At 63.4% G+C, this 20,043-nt stretch carries 15 protein-coding genes; 11 read left to right on the top strand and 4 right to left on the bottom strand.

The window, feature by feature from the left end:
* Positions 1–23: 23 nt before the first annotated feature.
* Positions 24–1,325, bottom strand: coding sequence for an MFS transporter (locus M0D67_RS05475; protein ID WP_154559970.1), 1,302 nt, complete (start codon positions 1,323–1,325; stop codon positions 24–26).
* A 310-nt stretch (positions 1,326–1,635) separates the two neighbouring features.
* Here M0D67_RS05475 and M0D67_RS05470 point away from each other — a divergent pair, with 310 nt between their 5' ends.
* Both M0D67_RS05470 and M0D67_RS05465 read left to right on the top strand, forming a co-directional pair.
* Positions 1,636–2,160 carry a GNAT family N-acetyltransferase gene (locus M0D67_RS05470; protein WP_154559969.1) on the top strand — a complete coding sequence of 175 codons (525 nt, stop codon included), beginning with the start codon at positions 1,636–1,638 and terminating at the stop codon, positions 2,158–2,160.
* 279 nt (positions 2,161–2,439) lie between these two features.
* Positions 2,440–3,495: a hypothetical protein gene (locus M0D67_RS05465; protein WP_171927759.1), complete on the top strand. Its 1,056-nt coding sequence runs from the start codon at positions 2,440–2,442 to the stop codon at positions 3,493–3,495.
* A gap of 119 nt (positions 3,496–3,614) precedes the next feature.
* Here the strand turns inward: M0D67_RS05465 and M0D67_RS05460 are convergent, their stop codons facing one another.
* From M0D67_RS05460 to M0D67_RS05450, 3 genes are all read right to left on the bottom strand, one after another.
* Complete coding sequence (locus M0D67_RS05460; protein WP_171927760.1) at positions 3,615–4,334, bottom strand: DUF2968 domain-containing protein; 720 nt, start codon at positions 4,332–4,334, stop codon at positions 3,615–3,617.
* Positions 4,335–4,813: 479 nt separating this feature from the next.
* On the bottom strand, positions 4,814–6,334 hold the full coding sequence (locus tag M0D67_RS05455) for a gamma-glutamyl-gamma-aminobutyrate hydrolase family protein (RefSeq protein ID WP_154559966.1): 1,521 nt from the start codon (positions 6,332–6,334) through the stop codon (positions 4,814–4,816).
* 127 nt (positions 6,335–6,461) lie between these two features.
* A complete protein-coding gene (locus tag M0D67_RS05450; RefSeq protein ID WP_154559965.1) occupies positions 6,462–8,219 on the bottom strand; it encodes a cation:proton antiporter in 1,758 nt (585 codons plus the stop codon).
* Positions 8,220–8,428: 209 nt separating this feature from the next.
* Between M0D67_RS05450 and M0D67_RS05445 the strand changes: the two genes are divergently transcribed.
* The 9 genes from M0D67_RS05445 to M0D67_RS05405 all read left to right on the top strand — a co-directional run bounded on the left by M0D67_RS05445 (position 8,429) and on the right by M0D67_RS05405 (position 20,043).
* Complete coding sequence (locus M0D67_RS05445; RefSeq protein WP_154559964.1) at positions 8,429–9,115, top strand: DUF2848 domain-containing protein; 687 nt, start codon at positions 8,429–8,431, stop codon at positions 9,113–9,115.
* A 7-nt stretch (positions 9,116–9,122) separates the two neighbouring features.
* Complete coding sequence (locus M0D67_RS05440) at positions 9,123–10,475, top strand: MFS transporter (RefSeq protein WP_154559963.1); 1,353 nt, start codon at positions 9,123–9,125, stop codon at positions 10,473–10,475.
* Positions 10,476–10,619: 144 nt separating this feature from the next.
* Complete coding sequence (locus M0D67_RS05435) at positions 10,620–11,300, top strand: GntR family transcriptional regulator (RefSeq protein ID WP_154559962.1); 681 nt, start codon at positions 10,620–10,622, stop codon at positions 11,298–11,300.
* Positions 11,301–11,388: 88 nt separating this feature from the next.
* Positions 11,389–12,768: an amidase gene (locus M0D67_RS05430; protein ID WP_154559961.1), complete on the top strand. Its 1,380-nt coding sequence runs from the start codon at positions 11,389–11,391 to the stop codon at positions 12,766–12,768.
* A 135-nt stretch (positions 12,769–12,903) separates the two neighbouring features.
* The gene (locus M0D67_RS05425; RefSeq protein WP_154559960.1) at positions 12,904–13,413 is read left to right on the top strand and encodes a disulfide bond formation protein B; all 510 of its coding nucleotides are present in this window, start codon (positions 12,904–12,906) and stop codon (positions 13,411–13,413) included.
* Between the two features lie 345 nt (positions 13,414–13,758).
* Positions 13,759–15,306: a xanthine dehydrogenase small subunit gene (xdhA, locus tag M0D67_RS05420; protein WP_171927763.1), complete on the top strand. Its 1,548-nt coding sequence runs from the start codon at positions 13,759–13,761 to the stop codon at positions 15,304–15,306.
* Positions 15,306–17,753 (top strand): xanthine dehydrogenase molybdopterin binding subunit, encoded by a 2,448-nt coding sequence (gene xdhB / locus M0D67_RS05415; protein ID WP_266237640.1) that lies wholly within the window; start codon positions 15,306–15,308, stop codon positions 17,751–17,753. Before xdhA ends, xdhB begins: the two co-directional genes overlap by 1 nt.
* A gap of 127 nt (positions 17,754–17,880) precedes the next feature.
* A complete protein-coding gene (gene xdhC / locus M0D67_RS05410; RefSeq protein WP_154559957.1) occupies positions 17,881–18,894 on the top strand; it encodes a xanthine dehydrogenase accessory protein XdhC in 1,014 nt (337 codons plus the stop codon).
* Between the two features lie 96 nt (positions 18,895–18,990).
* Positions 18,991–20,043 (top strand): adenosine deaminase, encoded by a 1,053-nt coding sequence (locus M0D67_RS05405; protein ID WP_154559956.1) that lies wholly within the window; start codon positions 18,991–18,993, stop codon positions 20,041–20,043.

The following is a 20,043-nucleotide window of genomic DNA, read 5'->3' as shown; positions in this document are numbered from 1 at the left end:
TTTGTCCGGATGAACGGCGACGCTTAAGCCGCTCGATACTGATTGCGCGACTCCGGCGTGCGATACAGCACCAGCGTCGCGATCAACCCGCAAATCGCCGCCACGCCCAGGAACAGTCCAGGCGCTGCCTTGTTGCCAGTGGTGTGAATGAGCAACGTGGAAATGGCCGGCGTGAAGCCGCCAATCGTCGTAGCCAGACTGTAGGCCAGCGAGAAGCCGGCGGTCCGCACTTCGACCGGCATCACTTCGGTCAGCGCCACCACCATGGCCCCGTTGTAGCTGCCGTACAGGAACGACAACCACAGCTCGACCGCCAGAAGGCGAGCGAACGACGGCTCAGCGACCAGCCATTGCAGGGCCGGGTATGCGGTGATGATCGTCAGGATAGTGAAGGCAATCAGCACCGGACGGCGGCCGATGCGGTCCGACAACGCGCCCGCGAGCGGCAGCCAGATCAGGTTCGACAAACCGATACAGACGGTGACGACGAGCGTATCGATCGACGACAGCTTCAGCACTTCCTTGCCGAAGGTCGGCGTGTAGGCCGTGATCATGTAGAACGACACGGTGGTCATGATGACCATGCCCATACCGCCCAGCACGATGCCCCAGTTGGCGGCCATCGTCTTCATGATCTCGCCCATGCTCGGACGATGCTTGCGCGCCTTGAATTCCTCGGTTTCCTGCAACGAACGGCGGATCAGGAACAGGAACGGCACGATCAGGCAACCGATCAGGAACGGCACGCGCCAGCCCCAGGCGGTCATCTGGTCAGCCGGCAACCACTTGTTCAGGAACACGCCGATCAGTGCGGCGAACACCACGGCAACCTGCTGGCTGCCGGACTGCCACGCGCAATAGAAGCCCTTGTTGCCCTTGGTGGCGATCTCCGACAGATAGACCGACACGCCGCCCAGTTCGACCCCGGCGGAGAAGCCTTGCAGCAGCCGGCCGCCCAGCACTAGCACGGGTGCGAGCACGCCGATGGTCGCGTAGCCTGGTATCGACGCGACCGTGAGGGTGCCGAGCGCCATCAGGCCGAGGGTAAGGATCAGGCCTTTGCGCCGGCCGTGATGGTCGATGTAAGCACCCAGCACGATTGCGCCAAGCGGCCGCATCAGGAAGCCCGCACCGAATACCGACAGCGACAGCATCAGCGAGGCGAATTCGTTACCGCTCGGGAAATAGGTCTTGGCAATCGCGGACGCGTAATAGCCGTAGACCATGAAGTCGTACATCTCAAGAAAGTTGCCGCTAACCACGCGGAAAACTGTCTTGAACTTGGATTCTTCGGATGAGGAAGCGGCGTGTGACGCGGTAGACATGACATTCTCTGATAAACCTGTCGCCACGCAGACGGGCGGCGCTCAGGCGGTTGAAACGATCCACTGCGTTCGGCAAGCGGATGCCGCGGGCAACTCAATTATTAGAACGCGCCGGGGGCGCCGCATTTTCATACTGAACACATTTGCGCGGTATCAGGGTAAACGTTGTGAAATACCCGGAACCCGCAACACGCAATGTTACCGTTCCTGGCGCTGTCGCGCATTCCATACAGTTTCATTACAGACAACATCTGCTCACCCTTGCGGTAGACTTTTCGCAGACAGGCCATTCCCGTTGACCACCATCCCGATGCAAACCTCCCACGCACTTTCACTGCGGCCTGCGACCCTCGCGGACGCGGCGCTAATCGCTTCGATCCATAGCGCCAGTTGGCAGGCCACCTATCGCGGCCTGCTGCCGGACGCGTTCCTCGACGGCGAGGTGACGCAGGAGCGCGCCGCCTATTGGGAAGCGCGCTTGCGCGCACCAGGCGGCGAGCGCCGCATCGTTCTGATCGCCGAGCTCGCGGGCGAGCCGATCGGTTTCGTCTGCGTCGAACGGCAGCCGGAGTCCGCGTGGGGTGTCTTGCTCGACAACCTGCATGCACTGCCTGCGCACCAGGGTATCGGCGCAGGCAAGCTGTTGATGCGTGCTGCCGAAGACTGGGCGCGCGCGCAAGGCGAGACGCAGTTGTATCTCTACGTGCTCGAAGGCAACACACCGGCGATCGGCTTTTATGAAAGGCAAGGCTGGCAGTTCGTCGGCGCCGAACCGGATCACATGGGCGGCGTGGATATTACTGCGTTGCGCTACGTGTACCGGCTGGATCGATGAGACTGGCGTGCCCGGTTTGATCATCGTCCAGAACTCGTCCGACTCAGGACGGACCGGCGCGTCTTTTTCGGAACAATCCGATCGTTAGTTCAGCCACTTCCTGGCATCATCTTCCGCATCCCGATGGCTTCACAGTAACCGCTCATGCGGCGGCGTGCTCGACCTGAGTACGGCGTTTCCATATGGCGTTGTGTACAGCGTTTTCATACGCATCGCTCCGAAGCCAGAGCCCCTGAGCCGCCAGCCGCGGCCCTTTTACGAGGCGCTGCGAAGAAACCGATGTCGACCACTATCCCCCTCACCCTCATCGAAGGCTCCATGGCGCTGCCGAGCCTGTCGCCCCTGGGCCGCCTGCTGCCCCCGCCATTCGGCCGCGACTGGGCGCTGCTGCCGCCAGGACACAGTTTGCGTGCGGAGCTCAAGGCGCTCTATGCGGCCGTCTTACGTACCTTTTGTCTGGATGCGGACACCATCCGCGCGCTCTGCCAGTGGGAGTCGTGGCGCTTGCCGCCGGCTGTGTCCTCAGGCTTCACCTCGCCTGCCAGCTCAACAACCGTGTTCGACACACCGGCCGACGAATCTTTGCGAACGTCCGCCGAAGCCGTACCTTTCTCGCCGGTTCCGGCCTCGCCGCGCGGCGGGTCGTTGCATTGGCGTGCGCTAGCGGGCGGCGCCTGCGCACTCGGCGGCGCCGCGATGCTTGCCTGGATTGGGTTCGGTCATCTGGCGCAGCGTCACACGATTAGCGATGCCAAACCGGCGGGCAAGGTCCCGATCCGTCAGGAGGCGCAGTCGGCGAATCGTCACTCGCCTGATGCTGCTGTTACACCCTACGCAGTTGCTGATACTCGTCCAGCGGTGATTGCGCCGAGCGCCACGACGGAAATCGTCACGCCCGTCACGGCAACACCGGCGCGCGCTATAGCCGGTCAAAACCTATCGCGTCGCCGGGATAAGCTACGCGAAAGCGCCCCGAACCAGTATAAAAGAAGCGGCCGCAGTTCGCAGACCACCATCGCGATGCAGTCGCTAGCGCAGGTGTCACGCATCTCGCCGACGAACTACGAAGTGCCGCAGATTCCACTGTCGGCGAATCCACAACGAGCTTCACCGAAACCCTCGTCGGCGGGAGCCTACTCGCCACTCGCGCCTTCGCAACTCGGCACCGACGAATACGGATCAATGACCCTGTCAGCTCGCACACACCTGCGCGATATTGCGCCGCCATCGCGCCCTGCTTCGACGATCAATCCGCCTGAAACCGGTGGGACAGAATGGATCAATCACGTATCGCAACGTCGCGTGACCGAGGTTCCCGATGAATTCGCGAAGTAACCGCGTCGTGATTGCAAAAACGGGCCGCAAATAAACAAAACCCCACGCTCCGAAAAGCGTGGGGTTGATCAGCAGACCAAGCCCGGCCATGAATGGCCTGGTTTTTTACGCTCGTCCGCCTACTTCTGCGTTGGCAATCCGAACTCGGTCTGCCGCTGCAACTGCATCACTTCACCCTGCACCTGACGCAATTGCGCCTGCGCCTTTTCCTTTTCCGCGTGCAGCGCAACCGCCTCGCCTTGCGTCTGCCGCTGATAGTCGTTGACCTTGGCCTGCTGCGTACGCGCGACGTCGAGGTCGGCCTGTAAGCGCTTAGCACGATCTTCCGACAATGCGATGATGTCTTCGATATACGCTTTCTGCGCCTGCAACTGCGTGCGGCGAATTTCGACGTCCGCGAGTTGCGCCGTCTGCTGAACAAAACCTGCATAGACCGCTTCCGCACGACCTATGTCCTCCGACTTGATCACGCGCCAGAAATGCTTGTCTTGAAAAAGCGCGACGTAGTACGTCATTTCTTGCGGATAGAAAAACAGACTCGCGCCGTAACTACCGTTATATGTGGTGCGCAGTTCGCTCAGCCTGGCGTCGTGAATCATCTCCATCAGTTCGGCGACGTTGCCTTGCGCGTCACCGGCAGTAGCCGGCGGCGTGGTTGATGCCGCACTACGCAGTGCGGCGGCGACCGGTTGCGGCGTGAGCGTATTGATGGCCGGCCGCGTGCCGACCAGAGGCGCGGTCTCGCCGCTTTGCGCCGCCAGTACGAAACCACCATGCTGCAACAGCGCACACGAGGCCGCGAGCAACATGGCGCGCCGTACAATTAAGGGGTACTTCATACGTGCATGCTCCATGCGAATCCAAAACAGCCTTGGATTATCGCGCGGATTAGTCGTTAAGCGAAGCACTCAAGCGTCGCGCTGACGGACTTTAAATCGAGATAAATCGATAGCGAATGATTCGGCCGGATGGACGTACCCGTCGCGAAATAAAAGATTTCAGATAAGACGAAAACGCAACAATTTGACTCGCGCATGACTCATGCGGACGTTTCCCAATCTGCATGGCGTTCGCGCGAATCCAACATCAAGCAGAGCTGCAATATGGAGATAGGCAGCAGCTTGATAAGCCACCGACGATGACCGGTGCATCACCCGCATAACCCGTAAAGGCCCTGATAGCGAAGCGAAGACGAACGGAAAGCCGCAGTGGGAAAACAACCTCACGGGGCGCCGCCGCCAAACATGGCGGCGGCCCGTGACAATCGTGCTTGAAAGACCGGACTCGAAACTCGAAAGCGCGGTTTAAAGGTGTGGCCTTAAAACCGCGTTTCGCGCGCCACTCGCAGGAAGGTGTCGAGCAACGGCGTGCAATCGAGCAACTCCGGACCGCCCGCGCGATGAAACTCCGGGTGCCACTGCACGCCCATCACAAACGGCGCACGCCGATAGCGCACGGCCTCGATGATGCCGTCCGACGCCGACACCGCCTCGATATTCAGATCGCGGCCGATGGTTTTGACCGCCTGATGGTGAATCGAGTTGACGATTGCCTCGCGCCGGCCCGGAAACATATTGGCCAGCGTCGAGCCGTCCGGGAAGTGAATGCCGTGCCGATGCTGATCGTAGTGCTCGTTGACGTGCGTGCCGGCGGTCGGCACTTCGGTGGCGATATCCTGGTACAAGGTGCCGCCGAACGCCACGTTGATCAACTGGCAACCGCGGCACACGCCGAGCACCGGCTTGCCCGACTCGATGAACTCATGCAGCAGTTCAAGTTCGTACATGTCGCGCACGCGGTCGCCCGGCCACTCGGGGCTCGTCGCCTGTTCCGCGTACGATTGCGGCGAGACGTCCGCGCCGCCTTGCAGCAGCAGACCGTCGAGATGCTTCGCGTAGTCGCGCAAACGGATATTGCTCGGGTGCAGCATGCCCTGATGGCCAACCGTCGGAATCATGAACACCAGCACGTCGCGCGACATCACCCAGTGCGCAATCGATTCCTCGAGGTATTGCAGCGTCTTGCCCCGCAGCCCCTTCGCACCCGGTTCCGGGTGAAAGATGCGCGCCGACACGCCGATGCGCAGCGTGCGCTGCGTGATCCGTTGGCCAGCGCGATCGAATAACTGACGCGCGCGCGCCGCGATGATGCGGCCGAACACGGTCCACGCCGAATCGCTTTGCCGCAGATAGCGCGGCGGCGACGGCGGCAACGCATTCGGCGGCGGCGGGTTCGTTGCGGTGAAGTCAGGCGCGGCGCCGAAACCCGGCGGCGGCGAGCCGGCCCGGCGGGCGGAAGCGGCCGCTTCTTGCGCTTTTTCCTCGTTTCCGGTGAGGGCAGCTTCGTCGGCCGGAGCGCTCAATTCGCCGGTGAGCGGTTCGCTGCTCTCGAGCGTGCCAGGAGGTGTGGCTGGACTCTTGTAGGCCTGTCCCGCCTTGCGTGCCGCCCGCTCGTGAACCTCGGCCTCCTGCTGTGCGGTCGACGCAGCCGCTGAACTGCGTGCTTCAGCCGCGTCGCGTTGCCGCGCCGTCTGCGCATCGGTGGGGGTGACAGTGGATGCGCTGTCAGGGTCGTCGGTCGACGATCTCGCCGCGGCCTCCCCGGCAGCCGGCAATGCAGCCGACGGCGCGACCACGTCCTTGATCGGGGACTGGATGGAATCTTCGTGGGAAAGCGGTAACGAGGCCGCCGGCTCAGGCGGCAAAACGTCGGGTTTCGACGCGCCGGGAGTTGCGCCGGACGACGTGGAAGGCCTTAAGGGCGTTGAGGACGCTGGCGTCGCCGAAGGCGACGATGGGCTGCCGGGCTTACCGGTGTTTTCAGGTTTGTTTTCGCTCATGACAGTCAGACAGGCCCCTTCCACGCGAACGAATGAATATGCCCTGATTATCCGCTAGCGCGGCAAGCCCGGCAAACCCGCACACAATTACTCACATTGTTGCGGTTCATAACGCAGGTCGTCCAACTCAGGGATCCGGCTGTTCTTCGAACGTTTCGCGCAGAGCGATCTGCATCGCCGCATGGATTTTCACGCACCAGCGCCACACCAGCGCCAGCAGTAGCGCAGCGCACACCAGCACCACAGTCAGGAGACCCGTCGGCGGCAAGATGCTGCTGGAGAGCGCCGCGACCAGCAGAAACACGCCGACCATCGAGACCACCGGCACCAGGTCGGAGATCGCGTAACGAATCGCACTGGTGAAGCGCCCCGCTGTCGCCGGCTGCACGCTCACCTCGGCGAGCAACAACGCAAGCGACTTGGTCTTGCGATAGACCGCGACCAGGAACGGCATCGACAGCACCAGCGCGATGCTCCACAGCACGACGCGCTGCATCGGCTCGGAATTCATCCACTGCCCGAGCAAGGTGCTGGTATAAGGCGCGCTATACGACACGATCAGGAAGATCGCCGCGACCAGCGCGAGATTGACGGCAATCTGCAAAATGATCCGCCGCGTCATGCTGAACAGCGTCGGCTCGCCGGTTCCCGTGCTCAAACTACGCAGCCACTGCCCGTACATGCCGAACACGTTGACGAGCGTGCGTGGCATCGCCTGCCCGAGACGCTGCGTCAGCGGATCGGCGGCACGAATCAGGTAAGGCGTGAAAAGCGTGGTCAAAGCGGAGACGGCCACCGCTATCGGATACAGAAACGCGCTCGTCACCTTCAAGGTCAAACCGAGCGACGCAATGATGAACGAGAACTCGCCGATCTGCGAAACGGTCATGCCGACCCGCATCGCCGTGCGCCCATCCTTGCCCGCGAGAAAAGTGCCGAGCCCGCACGACACGATCTTGCCGACGATCACCGCCACCGTAATCACCGCAATCGGCCAGGCATAGTCGACCAGCACGGCCGGGTTCAGCATCAGGCCGATCGTCACGAAGAAGATCGCGGAAAAGGCGTCGCGCAGTGGCGCGATCAGGTGCTCGATCCGATGCAGATGGCGCGACTCGGCCATGATCGCGCCGATCAGGAAAGCGCCAAGCGCAATGCTGTAATCGAGCTTCACCACCAGCAGACAGAAGCCGAAGCAGAAGCCGAGCACCGACACCAGCAGCATTTCGTCGCTCTTGGCGCGCGCCACGTAGTTCAGCGCGCGCGGCACGACCAGAATGCCCACCACTAACGACACCGTCATGAAGAGCAGCAACTTGCCGAGCGTCACGACGGCGACACCCGCGCTCAACTGCCCTGTCTGCGCAATGCCGGAGAGCAGCACCAGCATCGCGATGGCGAGAATATCCTCGACGATCAGAATCCCGAACACCAGTTGCGCGAAGCCCTCGCGCTTCAGGCCCAGCTCGGAGAGCGCCTTGACGATGATGGTCGTCGACGAGATCGCGAGAATCGCGCCGAGGAACAGCGAGTCCATCGAACTCCAGCCGAACGCGCTGCCGATCTCATAGCCGATCCAAAGCATCAGCACGATTTCGGAGAGCGCCGCGACGATCGCCGTCGCGCCGACCTTGAACAGCTTGCGCAGGCTGAATTCGAGTCCGAGCGAAAACATCAGGAACACCACGCCGAGTTCACCGAGCGTCTGGATGGTCTGCTCGTCGTGAATCAGTTGGAACGGCGGCGTGTACGGCCCGATGATCACGCCCGCGGCGATGTAGCCCAGCACCACCGGCTGCTTCAGGCGATGGAACAGCACGGTGACGACGCCGGCAAGCGCCATCACGACCGCCAGATCCTGAATGAAGCCGATGCCATGATGCATTGATGCGCCCCTTACAAAAAGTAATGTCTCAAAAACGCAGTGTAACGCACCCGCACGACGCGCCGAATCGCGCAAACGTCGAAAGGGCGTGGGATTGGCCGGATCAGGGGCCTAGCAACCGGACCGTAGGCCCGAAACTTTTTTGACACGCTGGACGCCAGTGAAATATCACAATAATATTTGCCGCATATTTTCTTGGGAGTCGGGTGATGCAGGTGTCCTTCAATGTCGTAAATCGTTCCGGCGACAGTCGCGCCGATATCGTCGAAGTGAATCGACTGACGATCGCCGGTTGGGCCGGGCGCGATCAGGCGGCGATCGAGCATCACATCGCCGAACTGGCGGAACTCGGCGTGAAGCGGCCGTCGACCACACCCTGCTTCTACCGCCTCGGCGCCGAGCTGCTGACGCAGGCCGAACAGATCGACGTGGTTGGTGTGAAGTCGAGCGGTGAAGCCGAGTGCGTGCTGGTGCGCTCGAAGGCGGGGCTCTTCGTCACCGTCGGCTCCGACCATACTGACCGCGAAGTCGAGGCCTACGGCGTCACCGTCTCCAAACAGGTCTGCCCGAAACCGCTCGCACGCGACGCATGGCGTTTCGACGATGTCGCCGGGCACTGGGATCAGCTCGAATTGCGTGCTTTCGCCGTGACAAAGAACGGCGAGCGGCGCGTCTACCAGCAAGGCACCGTCGCGTCGCTGCTGCCGGCCGCCGATCTGCTGGAACGCGCGCCCGTAGCGGATGGCGCCGCGATGTTCTGCGGCACGCTGGCGGTACAAGGCGGCATCGTCGGGATGGCCGACGGCGACGCGCTCGAACTCGAACTGCACGACCCCATCCTGAACCGCACGCTGCGCCACGCTTACCGCGTGCACGCGCTACCTATCGTCGAATGAGGCACCCATGAATCCCCCTTCGCTATCCGCCAACGCCGACGCGTCTTCCGACGCGTGGCTCGAAGCCGCCGCCCTGCGCAAGATCACCTGGCGCATCATGCCGTTCCTGTTTCTCGTCTACGTGCTGTCGTATCTGGACCGCGTCAACATCGGGTACGCGAAGCTGCAGTTCACCGGCGACCTCGGGCTTTCGAACGCGGCTTACGGACTCGGCGCGGGGATCTTCTTCTTCGGCTATTTCGTGTTCGAGGTACCGAGCAATCTGCTGCTGAAGAAGTTCGGCGCGCGCGCCACCATCGCCCGCATCACGATGCTGTGGGGGCTGCTGTCGTGTCTGATGATGTTCGTACGCTCGGAAACGATGTTCTACGTGCTGCGCTTTTTCCTCGGCGTCGCCGAGGCCGGACTGGTGCCGGGCGTGGTGCTGTATCTGACCTTCTGGTTTCCGTCCGACCGGCGCGCGCGGATGGTCGCCGTGTTCATGGCGGCGATTCCGGTGGCAGGGATCATCGGCGCGCCGTTGTCGGGCTTTCTGATGTCGGCGCTGCATGAAGCTCACGGCTTGCGCGGCTGGCAGTGGATGTTCCTGATCGAAGGTATTCCGTCGATCCTCGCCGGCTTCTGGGCGCTCGCCGTGTTGCGCAACACGCCCGCCGAAGCCGCCTGGCTTACCGACGACGAAAAGCGCGTGATCCTCACCCGCCTCTCGCGTGAAAACACGGCCGCTGCGGCAGCCGGCGCCGAGCAGAGTCTGGCGGTTGCCTTGCGCTCGGGCCGCTTCTGGCTGCTGACGCTGATCTACTTCTGCCTCGTCACCGGCAATGCGGGCTTCTCGTTCTGGCTGCCACAGATCGTCAAAGACCTCGGCGTCACGAATCTCGTTACGAACGGCTTCGTCACCGCGATTCCTTATCTCGCGGCGGGCATCGGCATGATTCTGATCGGCCGCTCGTCGGATATCACAGGCGAACGGCGCTGGCATTACGCCGTATGCTGCTTCATCGGCGCGGCGGGCCTGCTCGGCAGCGCCTCGGTGACCAATTCGATTCCGCTCGCCGTCACTGGTTTGTCGATCGCCTACATCGGCATTCTGGCGGGCTTCGGGATTTTCTGGTCGATGTCCACCACGTTCCTGCAAGGCTCCGCAGCCGTGGCCGGCATCGCCGTGATCAACTCGATTGCGAACCTTGCCGGCTATGTGAGCCCGTATGTGCTCGGCATCGTCAAAGATGCGACGCATAGCGTGACCTTCGGGCTGGTGCTGATCGCGGGGGCGTTGATCGTCGGCGGGTTGGTTACGTTGATGATGCCGCGCGTCAAGGTGCAGCACGCAGCGGCGGTGACGCCGAGGAGCGCCTGACACGTTGTGATTGCCGTGATTGCTGTGACGTGTGAGAACCACGCGTCATGCGCAAACGGCGCCGGGTGAGCAACCGCCCACCCGGCGCCGTCCGCGCAAAACCTTGTTCTACAATGCGGACGACAACGCCCGCACCTTCTTCACATGACGCTTTTGCAGACTGCCCGCCGCTCCAGTACCCCCCGCGAGACCGCCACGGCCAGCCTCGCCGAACAGGCCTATGCCTTCGTCAAGCGCGAGATCATCACGATGCGCCTGCGGCCAAGCGAGGTACTCAACGAAGCGGAATTGATGGTGCTGACCGGCATCGGCAGAACGCCCGTGCATCAGGCGCTGCACCGGCTGGTGCACGAGGGCATGCTGACCATCATGCCGAGAAAGGGCATCATGGTCCGCCCGGTTTCGCTCGACGATGTGCTGGCGATCATCGACGTGCGGCTCGTCAACGAAAGCTACTGCGTCGAGCTGGCCGCGCGCCATGCGCAGCAACACGATTTCGACGCGATGCAGGCCTTGTTGGACCGCTCGTCGGTGTGCGTCGCGGCGCACGATATCGAAGGCATGATGGATATCGACCGCGAGTTTCATCTGGCGATTTCGGCGGCGTCGCGCAACCCGGTGCTGGCCGACATTCTGCGTGGGCTGCATGAACGCTCGCTGCGCTTCTGGTTCATTTCGCTGTCCGAGCTGCATCATCTCGAAGACGTCCACGAAGAACATCTGGAGCTGTTTCGCCTGCTGCGCGAACGCGATGCCGAAGGCGCCCGCCAATCGGTGCAAAAGCATATCGAAGCGTTCCGCGCGACGCTTTTCAACCGCATCTGATCGACCGCGTCCCATCGACCGAATCTCTCGACCGCTTCCCATCCACCTTAACCGGCTTCCCCCGGTTCAACCGGATTCTCCCGACATCATGGCCACCGAATTCACGCCCTTCCCGCCGCTCGCCCAGCTTGCCGCCGACCTCGCCGCCGGCCGCACCACGAGCCGCGCGCTCGTTGAAACCGCGCTCGAACGGATCGCCGATCCTGCCGGCCAGGGTGCGGTCGCTTTCATGCACGTCGACGCCGACAGCGCCCGCGCCGCGGCCGATGCGCACGACCGCCTGCGCGCCGCCGGCACCGTCCTCTCGCCGCTCGCCGGGATTCCGGTGTCGGTCAAAGATCTGTTCGATATCGAAGGGCAGCCGACCCGCGCCGGTTCCGTGGTGCTAGCCGACGCGCCCGCCGCCAAAGCGGACGCGGTCGCGGTCGCGCGCCTGAAACGGGCGGGCGCGGTGATCGTCGGGCGCACCAATATGAGCGAGTTCGCGTTTTCCGGACTCGGCCTGAACCCGCACTACGGACATCCGCTGTCGCCGTATCAGCGCGACGTGAAGGGCGACGAGCGGATTTCGGGCGGCTCGTCGTCGGGGGCGGCGGCGTCGGTCGCGGACGGCATGGCGGCCGTCGCGCTCGGCACTGACACCGGCGGTTCGATCCGCATTCCGGCTGCGCTGTGCGGCCTGACGGGCTTCAAGCCGACCGCTGATCGCATTCCGAAGCAAGGCGGCGTACCGCTCTCTTCCACACTGGATTCGTTCGGGCCGATCGGCGTCTCAGTGGCGTGCTGCGCGCTGGTCGACCGCATGCTGGCCGGGCTCGAGCCGCGCATTCCGGCGGCCCGGCCGCTCGAAGGCGTGCGCCTTGGCGTATTGACCAATTTCGTGACCGACGGCGTCGAACCGGCGGTCGCCGCCGCGATCGACACGGCGCTCAAACATCTGGAAGCGGCCGGCGCGATCGTCACGGAAGTGCGCTTTGCACCGCTCGACCGTCTGCCCGAGATCAACCGCTTCGGCTTTTCGCCGATCGAAGCGTATGCATGGCACCGTCCGCTGCTGGAAAAGCACCGCGATCAATATGATCCGCGCGTGCTGGTACGCATCCTGAAAGGCCAGCCGGCCAGCGCCGTCGACTATCTGGACCTGCTCGCCGAGCGCCAGGCCATGCTCGACGAAGCCGCACGCACGCTGTGGCAGCGTTTCGACGCGGTGGTCGCACCGACCGTGCCGGTGGTGCCGCCGCGCGTGGCCGATCTGATCGACGACGATGAAGCATTTGGCCGCACCAACGCGCTGATCCTGCGCAACCCCAGCGTGTTCAACTTCCTCGACGCCTGCGCGCTGTCGCTGCCTTGCCATCTGCGCGGCGACGCGCCCGTCGGCCTGATGCTGGCAGGCGCACCGCACGCCGACGACGCCTTGCTGGCCATCGGCCGCGGCGCCCAGGCGGTGCTCAACGCGATTCGCTGATTGGGGCGCTGAACGGGATACGGCGCAGACACTGAGCGGGGATTGCGACTTAAAAGCGCGATAAGCGCCAGGGCGGGGGTTCGCGCTAGAATCGCGGGCACCCGCCCTTTTCGTTTCCAGACAGCCACACGACCCATGAATAACGACAATGCGATGCTGCGCCGCGAGCGCTCCCTGCTGGTTCTGCTTGGCCTGATCTGCGTCGGCCTCGTCGCCGGCGCGTTGTATCTGCAATACGGCTTGCACGAAGACCCGTGTCCGCTGTGCATCATCCAGCGGTATTTCTTCCTGCTGATCGCGATTTTTGCGTTCCTCGGCGCGCGCTTTAACAGTTGGCGTGGCGTGCGGCTGCTGGAAGTGCTGGCGGCCCTGTCGGCCCTGGGCGGCATCGTGACCGCCGCCCGGCACGTCTATGTGCAGGCCAATCCGGGCTTCAGTTGCGGCTTTGACGCGCTGCAGCCGGTGGTCGACAGCTTGCCGCCCGCGCAGTGGCTGCCGGGCGTCTTCAAAGTGGCAGGGCTCTGCGAAACAGCCTATCCGCCGATTCTGGGCCTGTCGCTGCCCACCTGGTCGCTGGTGGCGTTCGTCGTGGCTTTCGTGCCGCTGGCGCTGAGCCTGGTTAAGAATCACCGCCGGATCGCCTGATCGGCGCTTCCGGTCGATCTGATTGAATCGGCGCCGGCCTTTGATCCGTCTTCTCTGACGGGTTGAAGGCCGGCGTTTTCACGTCCGCTCCGCCCCCTTTTCTCGCCGTGCCCCGTCCCTCAAGGCTTTGCGCCACTCATCCCGCCTCACGCAACTTCCCGCCCTGGCGCGAATCGTACTTATCTCATGACCGCTTCCGAATAAGCTTCATGCGAGTTGGGAAATCTTTTCGGGACGAGGTAGTGCTATCTTCGGAACTGGATGGCGATCTACGTGCGCGAGGCCGGCTTTGGCGCGACCCCATGCGTAACGCGCGCCCGGTCCGCACTGTCTTTCGGATTCGCCATGACAACGCAAACCATCCGCTTTTATCACCAGGGGTCCGTCCGTGAGGTCGCGGGCGTCCCGGCGTCGCGCACCGTGCTTCAGCACCTGCGCGAGGACTTGCATTGCACGGGCACCAAGGAAGGTTGCGCGGAGGGCGACTGCGGCGCCTGCACGGTGGTGATTGGCGAACTGGATGCACAAGGCGGGCTCGCGCTGAAAGCGGTCAACGCCTGTATTCAGTTCCTGCCGACGCTGGACGGCAAAGCCCTCTTCACCGTCGAAGACCTGCGCGCCGCCGATGGCGCCCTGCACCCAGTCCAACAGGCCATGGTCGATTGCCACGGCTCGCAGTGCGGTTTCTGCACCCCCGGCTTCGTGATGTCGATGTGGGCGCTGTATGAAAACCAGCCGGCCGCCGCCGGCCTGCCCACCCGCGATGAGATCAACGCCGCGCTGTCCGGCAATTTGTGCCGCTGCACTGGCTACCGGCCGATTGTCGATGCGTCGCAGAAAATGTTCGACTATCCGCAATACCCACGCGTGACGCTGGACCGCAAGGCGGTCGCCGACAAGCTGCGTGAGATCCAACGCCGCGACACCTTCGAGTACAGCGCGCCCGATACGCGTGGCGCCACGTTCGGCTCGCCCACTTTCCATGCACCGATCTCGCTCGACGCGTTCGCCAAACTGCGCGCCGAGCATCCGCAAGCGCGTCTGCTGGCCGGCAGCACCGATGTCGGCCTCTGGGTCACCAAGCAGTTCCGCGATCTCGGCGACATCCTGTACATCGGCAACGTCGCCGAATTGAAGACGATCGAGCGCGATGCGCAGACGCTGACAATCGGCGCCGCCGTGACGCTCGAAGACGCCTACGCGGCGCTCGCCGTCGACTACCCGGAACTGGCCGAGATGTGGACGCGCTTCGCGTCGCTGCCGATCCGCAATGCCGGCACACTCGGCGGCAACGTCGCGAACGGCTCGCCAATCGGCGATTCGATGCCTGCGCTGCTCGCGCTCGACGCCGAAGTCGTGCTGCGCCAAGGCGCCAAAACCCGCACGCTGAAGCTCGACGCGTTCTACCTCGGCTATCAGAAAACCGCGCTCGCGGCCGGCGAATTCGTCGCAGCGCTGCGCGTGCCGCGTCCGGCGCGTGATCTGCGCTTCCGCACCTACAAAGTGTCAAAGCGTTACGATCAGGACATCTCCGCGGTGTGCGCCGCATTCGCGCTGCACATCGGCGAAAACGGCGCGATCAGGGAAGCCCGTATTGCATTCGGCGGCATGGCTGCGACGCCTAAACGCGCCGCGCAAACCGAGGCCGCGCTGAATGGCGCAACATGGAACGAAAGCACCGCGCGGCAAGCGATGAACGCACTCGTCGCCGATTACCAGCCGCTCACCGACATGCGCGCCTCGAGCGCCTATCGACTGAAGGTGGCGCGCAACCTGTTGTGGCGCTTCCACCTCGAAACGCGCGATGACGCGCCGCTCGCCCTCTTCGACGTGAATGCGTTCGCGTACGAAGCCGGCGCGCCCGACGCGGCCGTTGCGAAGGAGTCGTCGTGATGAACCGGACCGATGCTTTCGTCGAACATGCTGCCAGGCACGCCGCCGCTCAGGAGAGCGAGACGGCGATCGGCATCTCCTTGCCGCACGAATCGGCCGCGCTGCACGTGAGCGGCGAAGCCACCTACACCGACGACGTCCCCGAATTGCAAGGCACGCTGCACGCGGCGCTTGGGCTGTCGCGGCATGCACACGCCCGGATCGTGTCGCTCGATCTGGACGCTGTCAGAAAAGCGCCTGGCGTGATCGCCGTGCTGACCGCCGAAGACATCCCCGGCGAGAACAACTGCGGCCCGGTGCTGCACGACGATCCGATTCTCGCTGTGGACGAAGTGCTGTATCTCGGTCAACCGGTGTTCGCGGTGATCGCCGAAAGTCATGATCTCGCGCGGCGCGCGGCAGCGCTGGCGAAAAGCGATGACGTCGTGCGATATGAACCGCTCGAGGTCGTCCTCACTCCCGCCGAAGCGAAAGCCAATAAGCAGTTCGTCCTGCCGCCGCTGCATCTGAGGCGCGGCGAACCCGATGCGAAAATCGCTGCCGCGCCGCATAAGATCCGCGGCACGTTCGAAGTCGGCGGCCAGGAACAGTTTTATCTCGAAGGCCAGATCGCGTACGCCGTGCCGAAGGAAATGGACGGCATGCTCGTCTACAGTTCGACGCAGCATCCGAGCGAAATGCAGCAGGTCGTCGCGCATATGCTCGGCTGGCCGGCGCACAACGTCGTGTGCGAATGCCGGCGAATGGGTGGCGGCTTCGGCGGCAAGGAATCGCAATCGGCGGTGTTTGCGTGTGTGGCATCGTTGGCGGCGAAGCTGCTGCGCCGGCCGGTCAAACTACGTGCCGACCGCGACGACGATTTCATGATCACCGGCAAGCGCCACGACGCGGTCTACGAATACGAAGCAGGCTTTGACGATAGCGGCCGCATCCTCGGCGCACGCGTCGAAATTGCCTTGCGAGCCGGCTATTCCGCTGACTTGTCCGGTGCGGTCGCAACCCGTGCCGTCTGTCACTTCGACAACGCGTACTACCTGTCCGACGTCGACATCGTCGCGCTGTGCTGCAAGACCAATACGCAATCGAACACCGCATTCCGCGGCTTCGGCGGCCCGCAAGGCGCGCTGGTGATGGAAGTGATGCTCGACAGCATCGCGCGTCAATTGCACTGCGATCCGCTCGACGTGCGCCTCGCCAACTACTACGGCATCGGCGAACGCGACACGACGCCGTACGGACAGCCAGTCGAAGACAACATCATCGCCCCGCTAACGGATGAGTTGCTTGCAACCAGCGACTACCGCGCGCGCCGCGACGCGATCGCCGCGTTCAACGCAAAAAGTCCTGTGCTCAAACGCGGCCTCGCGTTCTCGCCGGTGAAGTTCGGCATCTCGTTCAACGTGCCGTTTCTGAATCAGGCCGGCGCGCTGGTGCACGTGTACAAAGACGGTTCGGTCCTCGTCAATCACGGCGGCACCGAAATGGGCCAGGGACTGAATACGAAGGTCGCGCAAGTCGTCGCGAACCAGCTCGGCCTGCCGCTTTCGCGCGTGCGCGTGACGGCGACCGATACGTCGAAGATCGCCAACACCTCGGCGACCGCCGCCTCCACTGGCAGCGACCTGAACGGCAAAGCCGCCGAAGCCGCTGCGCGGACCATTCGCGACAGGCTCGCCAAACTCGCGGCGAAGCAACTCGGCGGCACCGCCGATGCAGTGGAATTCGCCAGCGGTGAAGTGTCGGTGAACGGCGGTGCGATGCCATTCGAGCAACTGGTCGCCGCCGCATATCTGGCCCGTGTGCAGTTGTGGTCGGATGGGTTCTACACGACACCGAAAGTGCACTGGGATGCGAAAACGCTGACCGGTCACCCGTTTTATTACTTTGCCTACGGTGCGGCCGTGTCGGAAGTAGTGATCGATACGCTGACCGGCGAATGGAAATTGGTGCGAGCGGACGTGTTGCACGACGCCGGCCAATCGATCAATCCGGCGATCGATCTCGGCCAGGTGGAAGGCGGCTTCATTCAGGGCATGGGCTGGCTCACCACCGAAGAATTGTGGTGGAACCGCGATGGCCGCCTGATGACGCACGCGCCGTCGATCTACAAGATTCCCGCCGTCAGCGATACGCCCGCGGCATTTAACGTGCAGCTTTATCAGAATCAGAACGTCGAGCCGACCGTGTTCCATTCGAAGGCAGTAGGCGAGCCGCCACTGCTGTTGCCGTTCTCGGTGTTCCTCGCGATTCGTGACGCGGTCGCGGCCGCGGTGCCGGGCGCGGAAAACGCACCGCAGCTTCGCGCGCCGGCGACACCTGAAGCGATTCTCGACGCGCTGGACGCGTTGCAATCGCCCGCGACGACGACAGAACCCGCGACAGGACAGCCGACGGAACAAGCAACGGAAGCGGCAGCCGCAGCCACATCCGCCACCACGCCGGTTTAGCAAATTGATGAAGCGTTGAACGACGTTAAGCAACTTAAAGCCTGGGCCCGACGCGACACGAACGCGTCCCGCCACACTCAACCGGCCGCACGGACACCCCGCGCGGCCATGTATGGAGAACCGCCGGATGCAAGCCTGGCTACCTGACCTGCAACAACTGCTCGCGCACGGCGACGCCGCCGTGCTGGTGACGGTCGCACGCGTCGAAGGGTCGGCGCCCCGCGAAGCCGGCACCAAGATGATCGTCACACGCGATTCGGCCAAGCACACGATCGGCGGCGGGCACCTCGAATGGAAAGCCATCGAGACCGCGCGCCAGGTGCTGCGCGACGGCATGCGCTCGCCGCATATGCGCCGCCTCGAACGTTTCGCGCTTGGCCCCAGTCTCGGCCAGTGCTGCGGCGGCGCCGTGATTCTCGCCTTTGAACGCCTCGACATCGGCGACCTCGGCTGGATCACCTCGCTCGCGAAACGCGTGGCCGCGGGCCTTTCGACGGTGCGTAGCGTATCATTCGGCCCCGCACCGGATGCGGTGATGCTGTCCGACCCCGAACCGGGTGTCGATGCCTCCGACTGCCTGCTGTGGGACGGCGCCGGTTTCGACGACAGCGGCGCGCTGCTCACCGAAACCATCGCGCCAGGCGATTTCCAGGTCGTGCTGTTCGGCGCCGGTCACGTGGGCGCGGCGCTGGTTCGCGTGCTGGCCACGTTGCCTTGCACGGTACGCTGGGTCGACGAACGCGACGCGCAGTTTCCCCCCGTGGAGACGCTGCGTGCGCCCAACGTGAAGATCGATCCGAACGATGCACCCGACGAAGCCATCGACCAGGCTGCGCCGCACACGTACTTCATCGTGATGACGCACAACCATGCGCGCGATCTCGAGTTGGCCGAGCGCATTCTGCGGCGCGGCGATTTCGCGTTCTTCGGCATGATCGGCTCGCACAGCAAGCGCAAGCAGTTCGAACATCGGCTGGCCGCGCGTGGCATCGATCCTTCGCAGATTGCGCGGATGAAGTGCCCGCTCGGCGTCGACGGTATCGTCGACAAGTCGCCGGAGATCATTGCGATTTCCGCGGCTGCTCAAGTGTTGCAGGCAGTAGAGGCGAATGCGGGCGCGCACGCGGCGCAGACGGTCTGATTTGCCGCACAATCGACCTGCCGCCCCACAGCGATTGCGTTCTGTCCTGCATCCCGCATCCGGCGCGAAACGACTCCAACGAACTTCTGACCGACCATGAATACAACAACCGCTACCCCCACGGCACTCATTGAGAAAACCGCTCGCGCCCCGAAGGCCGAGTTGCACATTCATATTGAAGGCTCGCTCGAACCCGAGCTGATCTTCGCGCTTGCCGAACGCAACGGCGTGAAGCTCGCGTACGAGTCGATCGAAGCGCTGCGCGCCGCGTATGCGTTCACCGATCTGCAATCGTTCCTCGACATCTACTACGCCGGCGCGAGCGTGCTGCTGCACGAGCAGGACTTCTACGACATGACGACGGCGTATGTCGAGCGCTGTCTCGCCGACAACGTGATCCACAGCGAAATCTTCTTCGATCCGCAGACGCATACGGAGCGTGGCGTGCCGATCGCAACCGTCGTCGCAGGCATTGATCGCGCGTTGGCCGATGCGGAAAAGCGCGGTATGACGAGCAAGCTGATTCTGTGTTTCCTGCGTCACCTATCGGAAGAAGACGCGCTCGCCACGTTCGAAGAAGCGCTGCCGCTGTTCGAGCAATACAAACATCGGCTGATCGGCGTGGGTCTCGATTCGTCCGAACGCGGCCACCCGCCTTCGAAGTTCGAACGCGTCTTCGCCAAGGCACGCGCGTTCGGTCTGAAACTGGTCGCCCATGCGGGCGAAGAAGGCCCGCCGTCGTATATCTACGAAGCGCTCGACCTGCTCAAAGTGGACCGCGTCGACCACGGCGTGCGCAGCATCGAAGACCCGGCGCTCGTCACGCGTCTCGCCGATTCGCGCGTCGCGCTGACCGTGTGCCCACTGTCGAACCTGAAACTCTGCGTGTTCGACGACATGACCAAGCACACGCTGAAGGACCTGCTCGATCGCGGCGTCGCCGTCACGGTGAATTCCGACGATCCGGCTTATTTCGGCGGTTACGTGAACGCCAACTATTTCGCCACGATCGACGCGTTGAAGCTCAACGATGCCGAGGTCTACACGATCATCCGCAACAGCTTCGAAGCGTCGTTCGTCACGCCCGAGCAACGCAGCGAACTGATCGCGAAGCTCGACGCGCACTGGCACCCAGGCGGCCCGCACTGA

The organism is Paraburkholderia sp. SECH4 (assembly GCF_030511745.1).
Classification (GTDB): Bacteria; Pseudomonadota; Gammaproteobacteria; order Burkholderiales; family Burkholderiaceae; genus Paraburkholderia; species Paraburkholderia madseniana.
This window is presented reverse-complemented; position numbering and strand designations above follow the sequence as displayed.

Bases quoted from the DNA above. Each gene is read 5' to 3' on its own strand.
- M0D67_RS05430 (WP_154559961.1), top strand. From the start codon at position 11,389: ATGGCCACCGAATTCACGCCCTTCCCGCCGCTCGCCCAGCTTGCCGCC.
- M0D67_RS05470 (WP_154559969.1), top strand. From the start codon at position 1,636: ATGCAAACCTCCCACGCACTTTCACTGCGGCCTGCGACCCTCGCGGAC.
- M0D67_RS05455 (WP_154559966.1), bottom strand. From the start codon at position 6,334: ATGAGCGAAAACAAACCTGAAAACACCGGTAAGCCCGGCAGCCCATCG.
- M0D67_RS05425 (WP_154559960.1), top strand. From the start codon at position 12,904: ATGAATAACGACAATGCGATGCTGCGCCGCGAGCGCTCCCTGCTGGTT.
- M0D67_RS05460 (WP_171927760.1), bottom strand. From the start codon at position 4,334: ATGAAGTACCCCTTAATTGTACGGCGCGCCATGTTGCTCGCGGCCTCG.
- M0D67_RS05445 (WP_154559964.1), top strand. From the start codon at position 8,429: ATGCAGGTGTCCTTCAATGTCGTAAATCGTTCCGGCGACAGTCGCGCC.
- xdhB (WP_266237640.1), top strand. From the start codon at position 15,306: ATGAACCGGACCGATGCTTTCGTCGAACATGCTGCCAGGCACGCCGCC.
- xdhC (WP_154559957.1), top strand. From the start codon at position 17,881: ATGCAAGCCTGGCTACCTGACCTGCAACAACTGCTCGCGCACGGCGAC.
- M0D67_RS05405 (WP_154559956.1), top strand. From the start codon at position 18,991: ATGAATACAACAACCGCTACCCCCACGGCACTCATTGAGAAAACCGCT.
- M0D67_RS05450 (WP_154559965.1), bottom strand. From the start codon at position 8,219: ATGCATCATGGCATCGGCTTCATTCAGGATCTGGCGGTCGTGATGGCG.
- xdhA (WP_171927763.1), top strand. From the start codon at position 13,759: ATGACAACGCAAACCATCCGCTTTTATCACCAGGGGTCCGTCCGTGAG.
- M0D67_RS05435 (WP_154559962.1), top strand. From the start codon at position 10,620: ATGACGCTTTTGCAGACTGCCCGCCGCTCCAGTACCCCCCGCGAGACC.
- M0D67_RS05465 (WP_171927759.1), top strand. From the start codon at position 2,440: ATGTCGACCACTATCCCCCTCACCCTCATCGAAGGCTCCATGGCGCTG.
- M0D67_RS05475 (WP_154559970.1), bottom strand. From the start codon at position 1,325: ATGTCTACCGCGTCACACGCCGCTTCCTCATCCGAAGAATCCAAGTTC.
- M0D67_RS05440 (WP_154559963.1), top strand. From the start codon at position 9,123: ATGAATCCCCCTTCGCTATCCGCCAACGCCGACGCGTCTTCCGACGCG.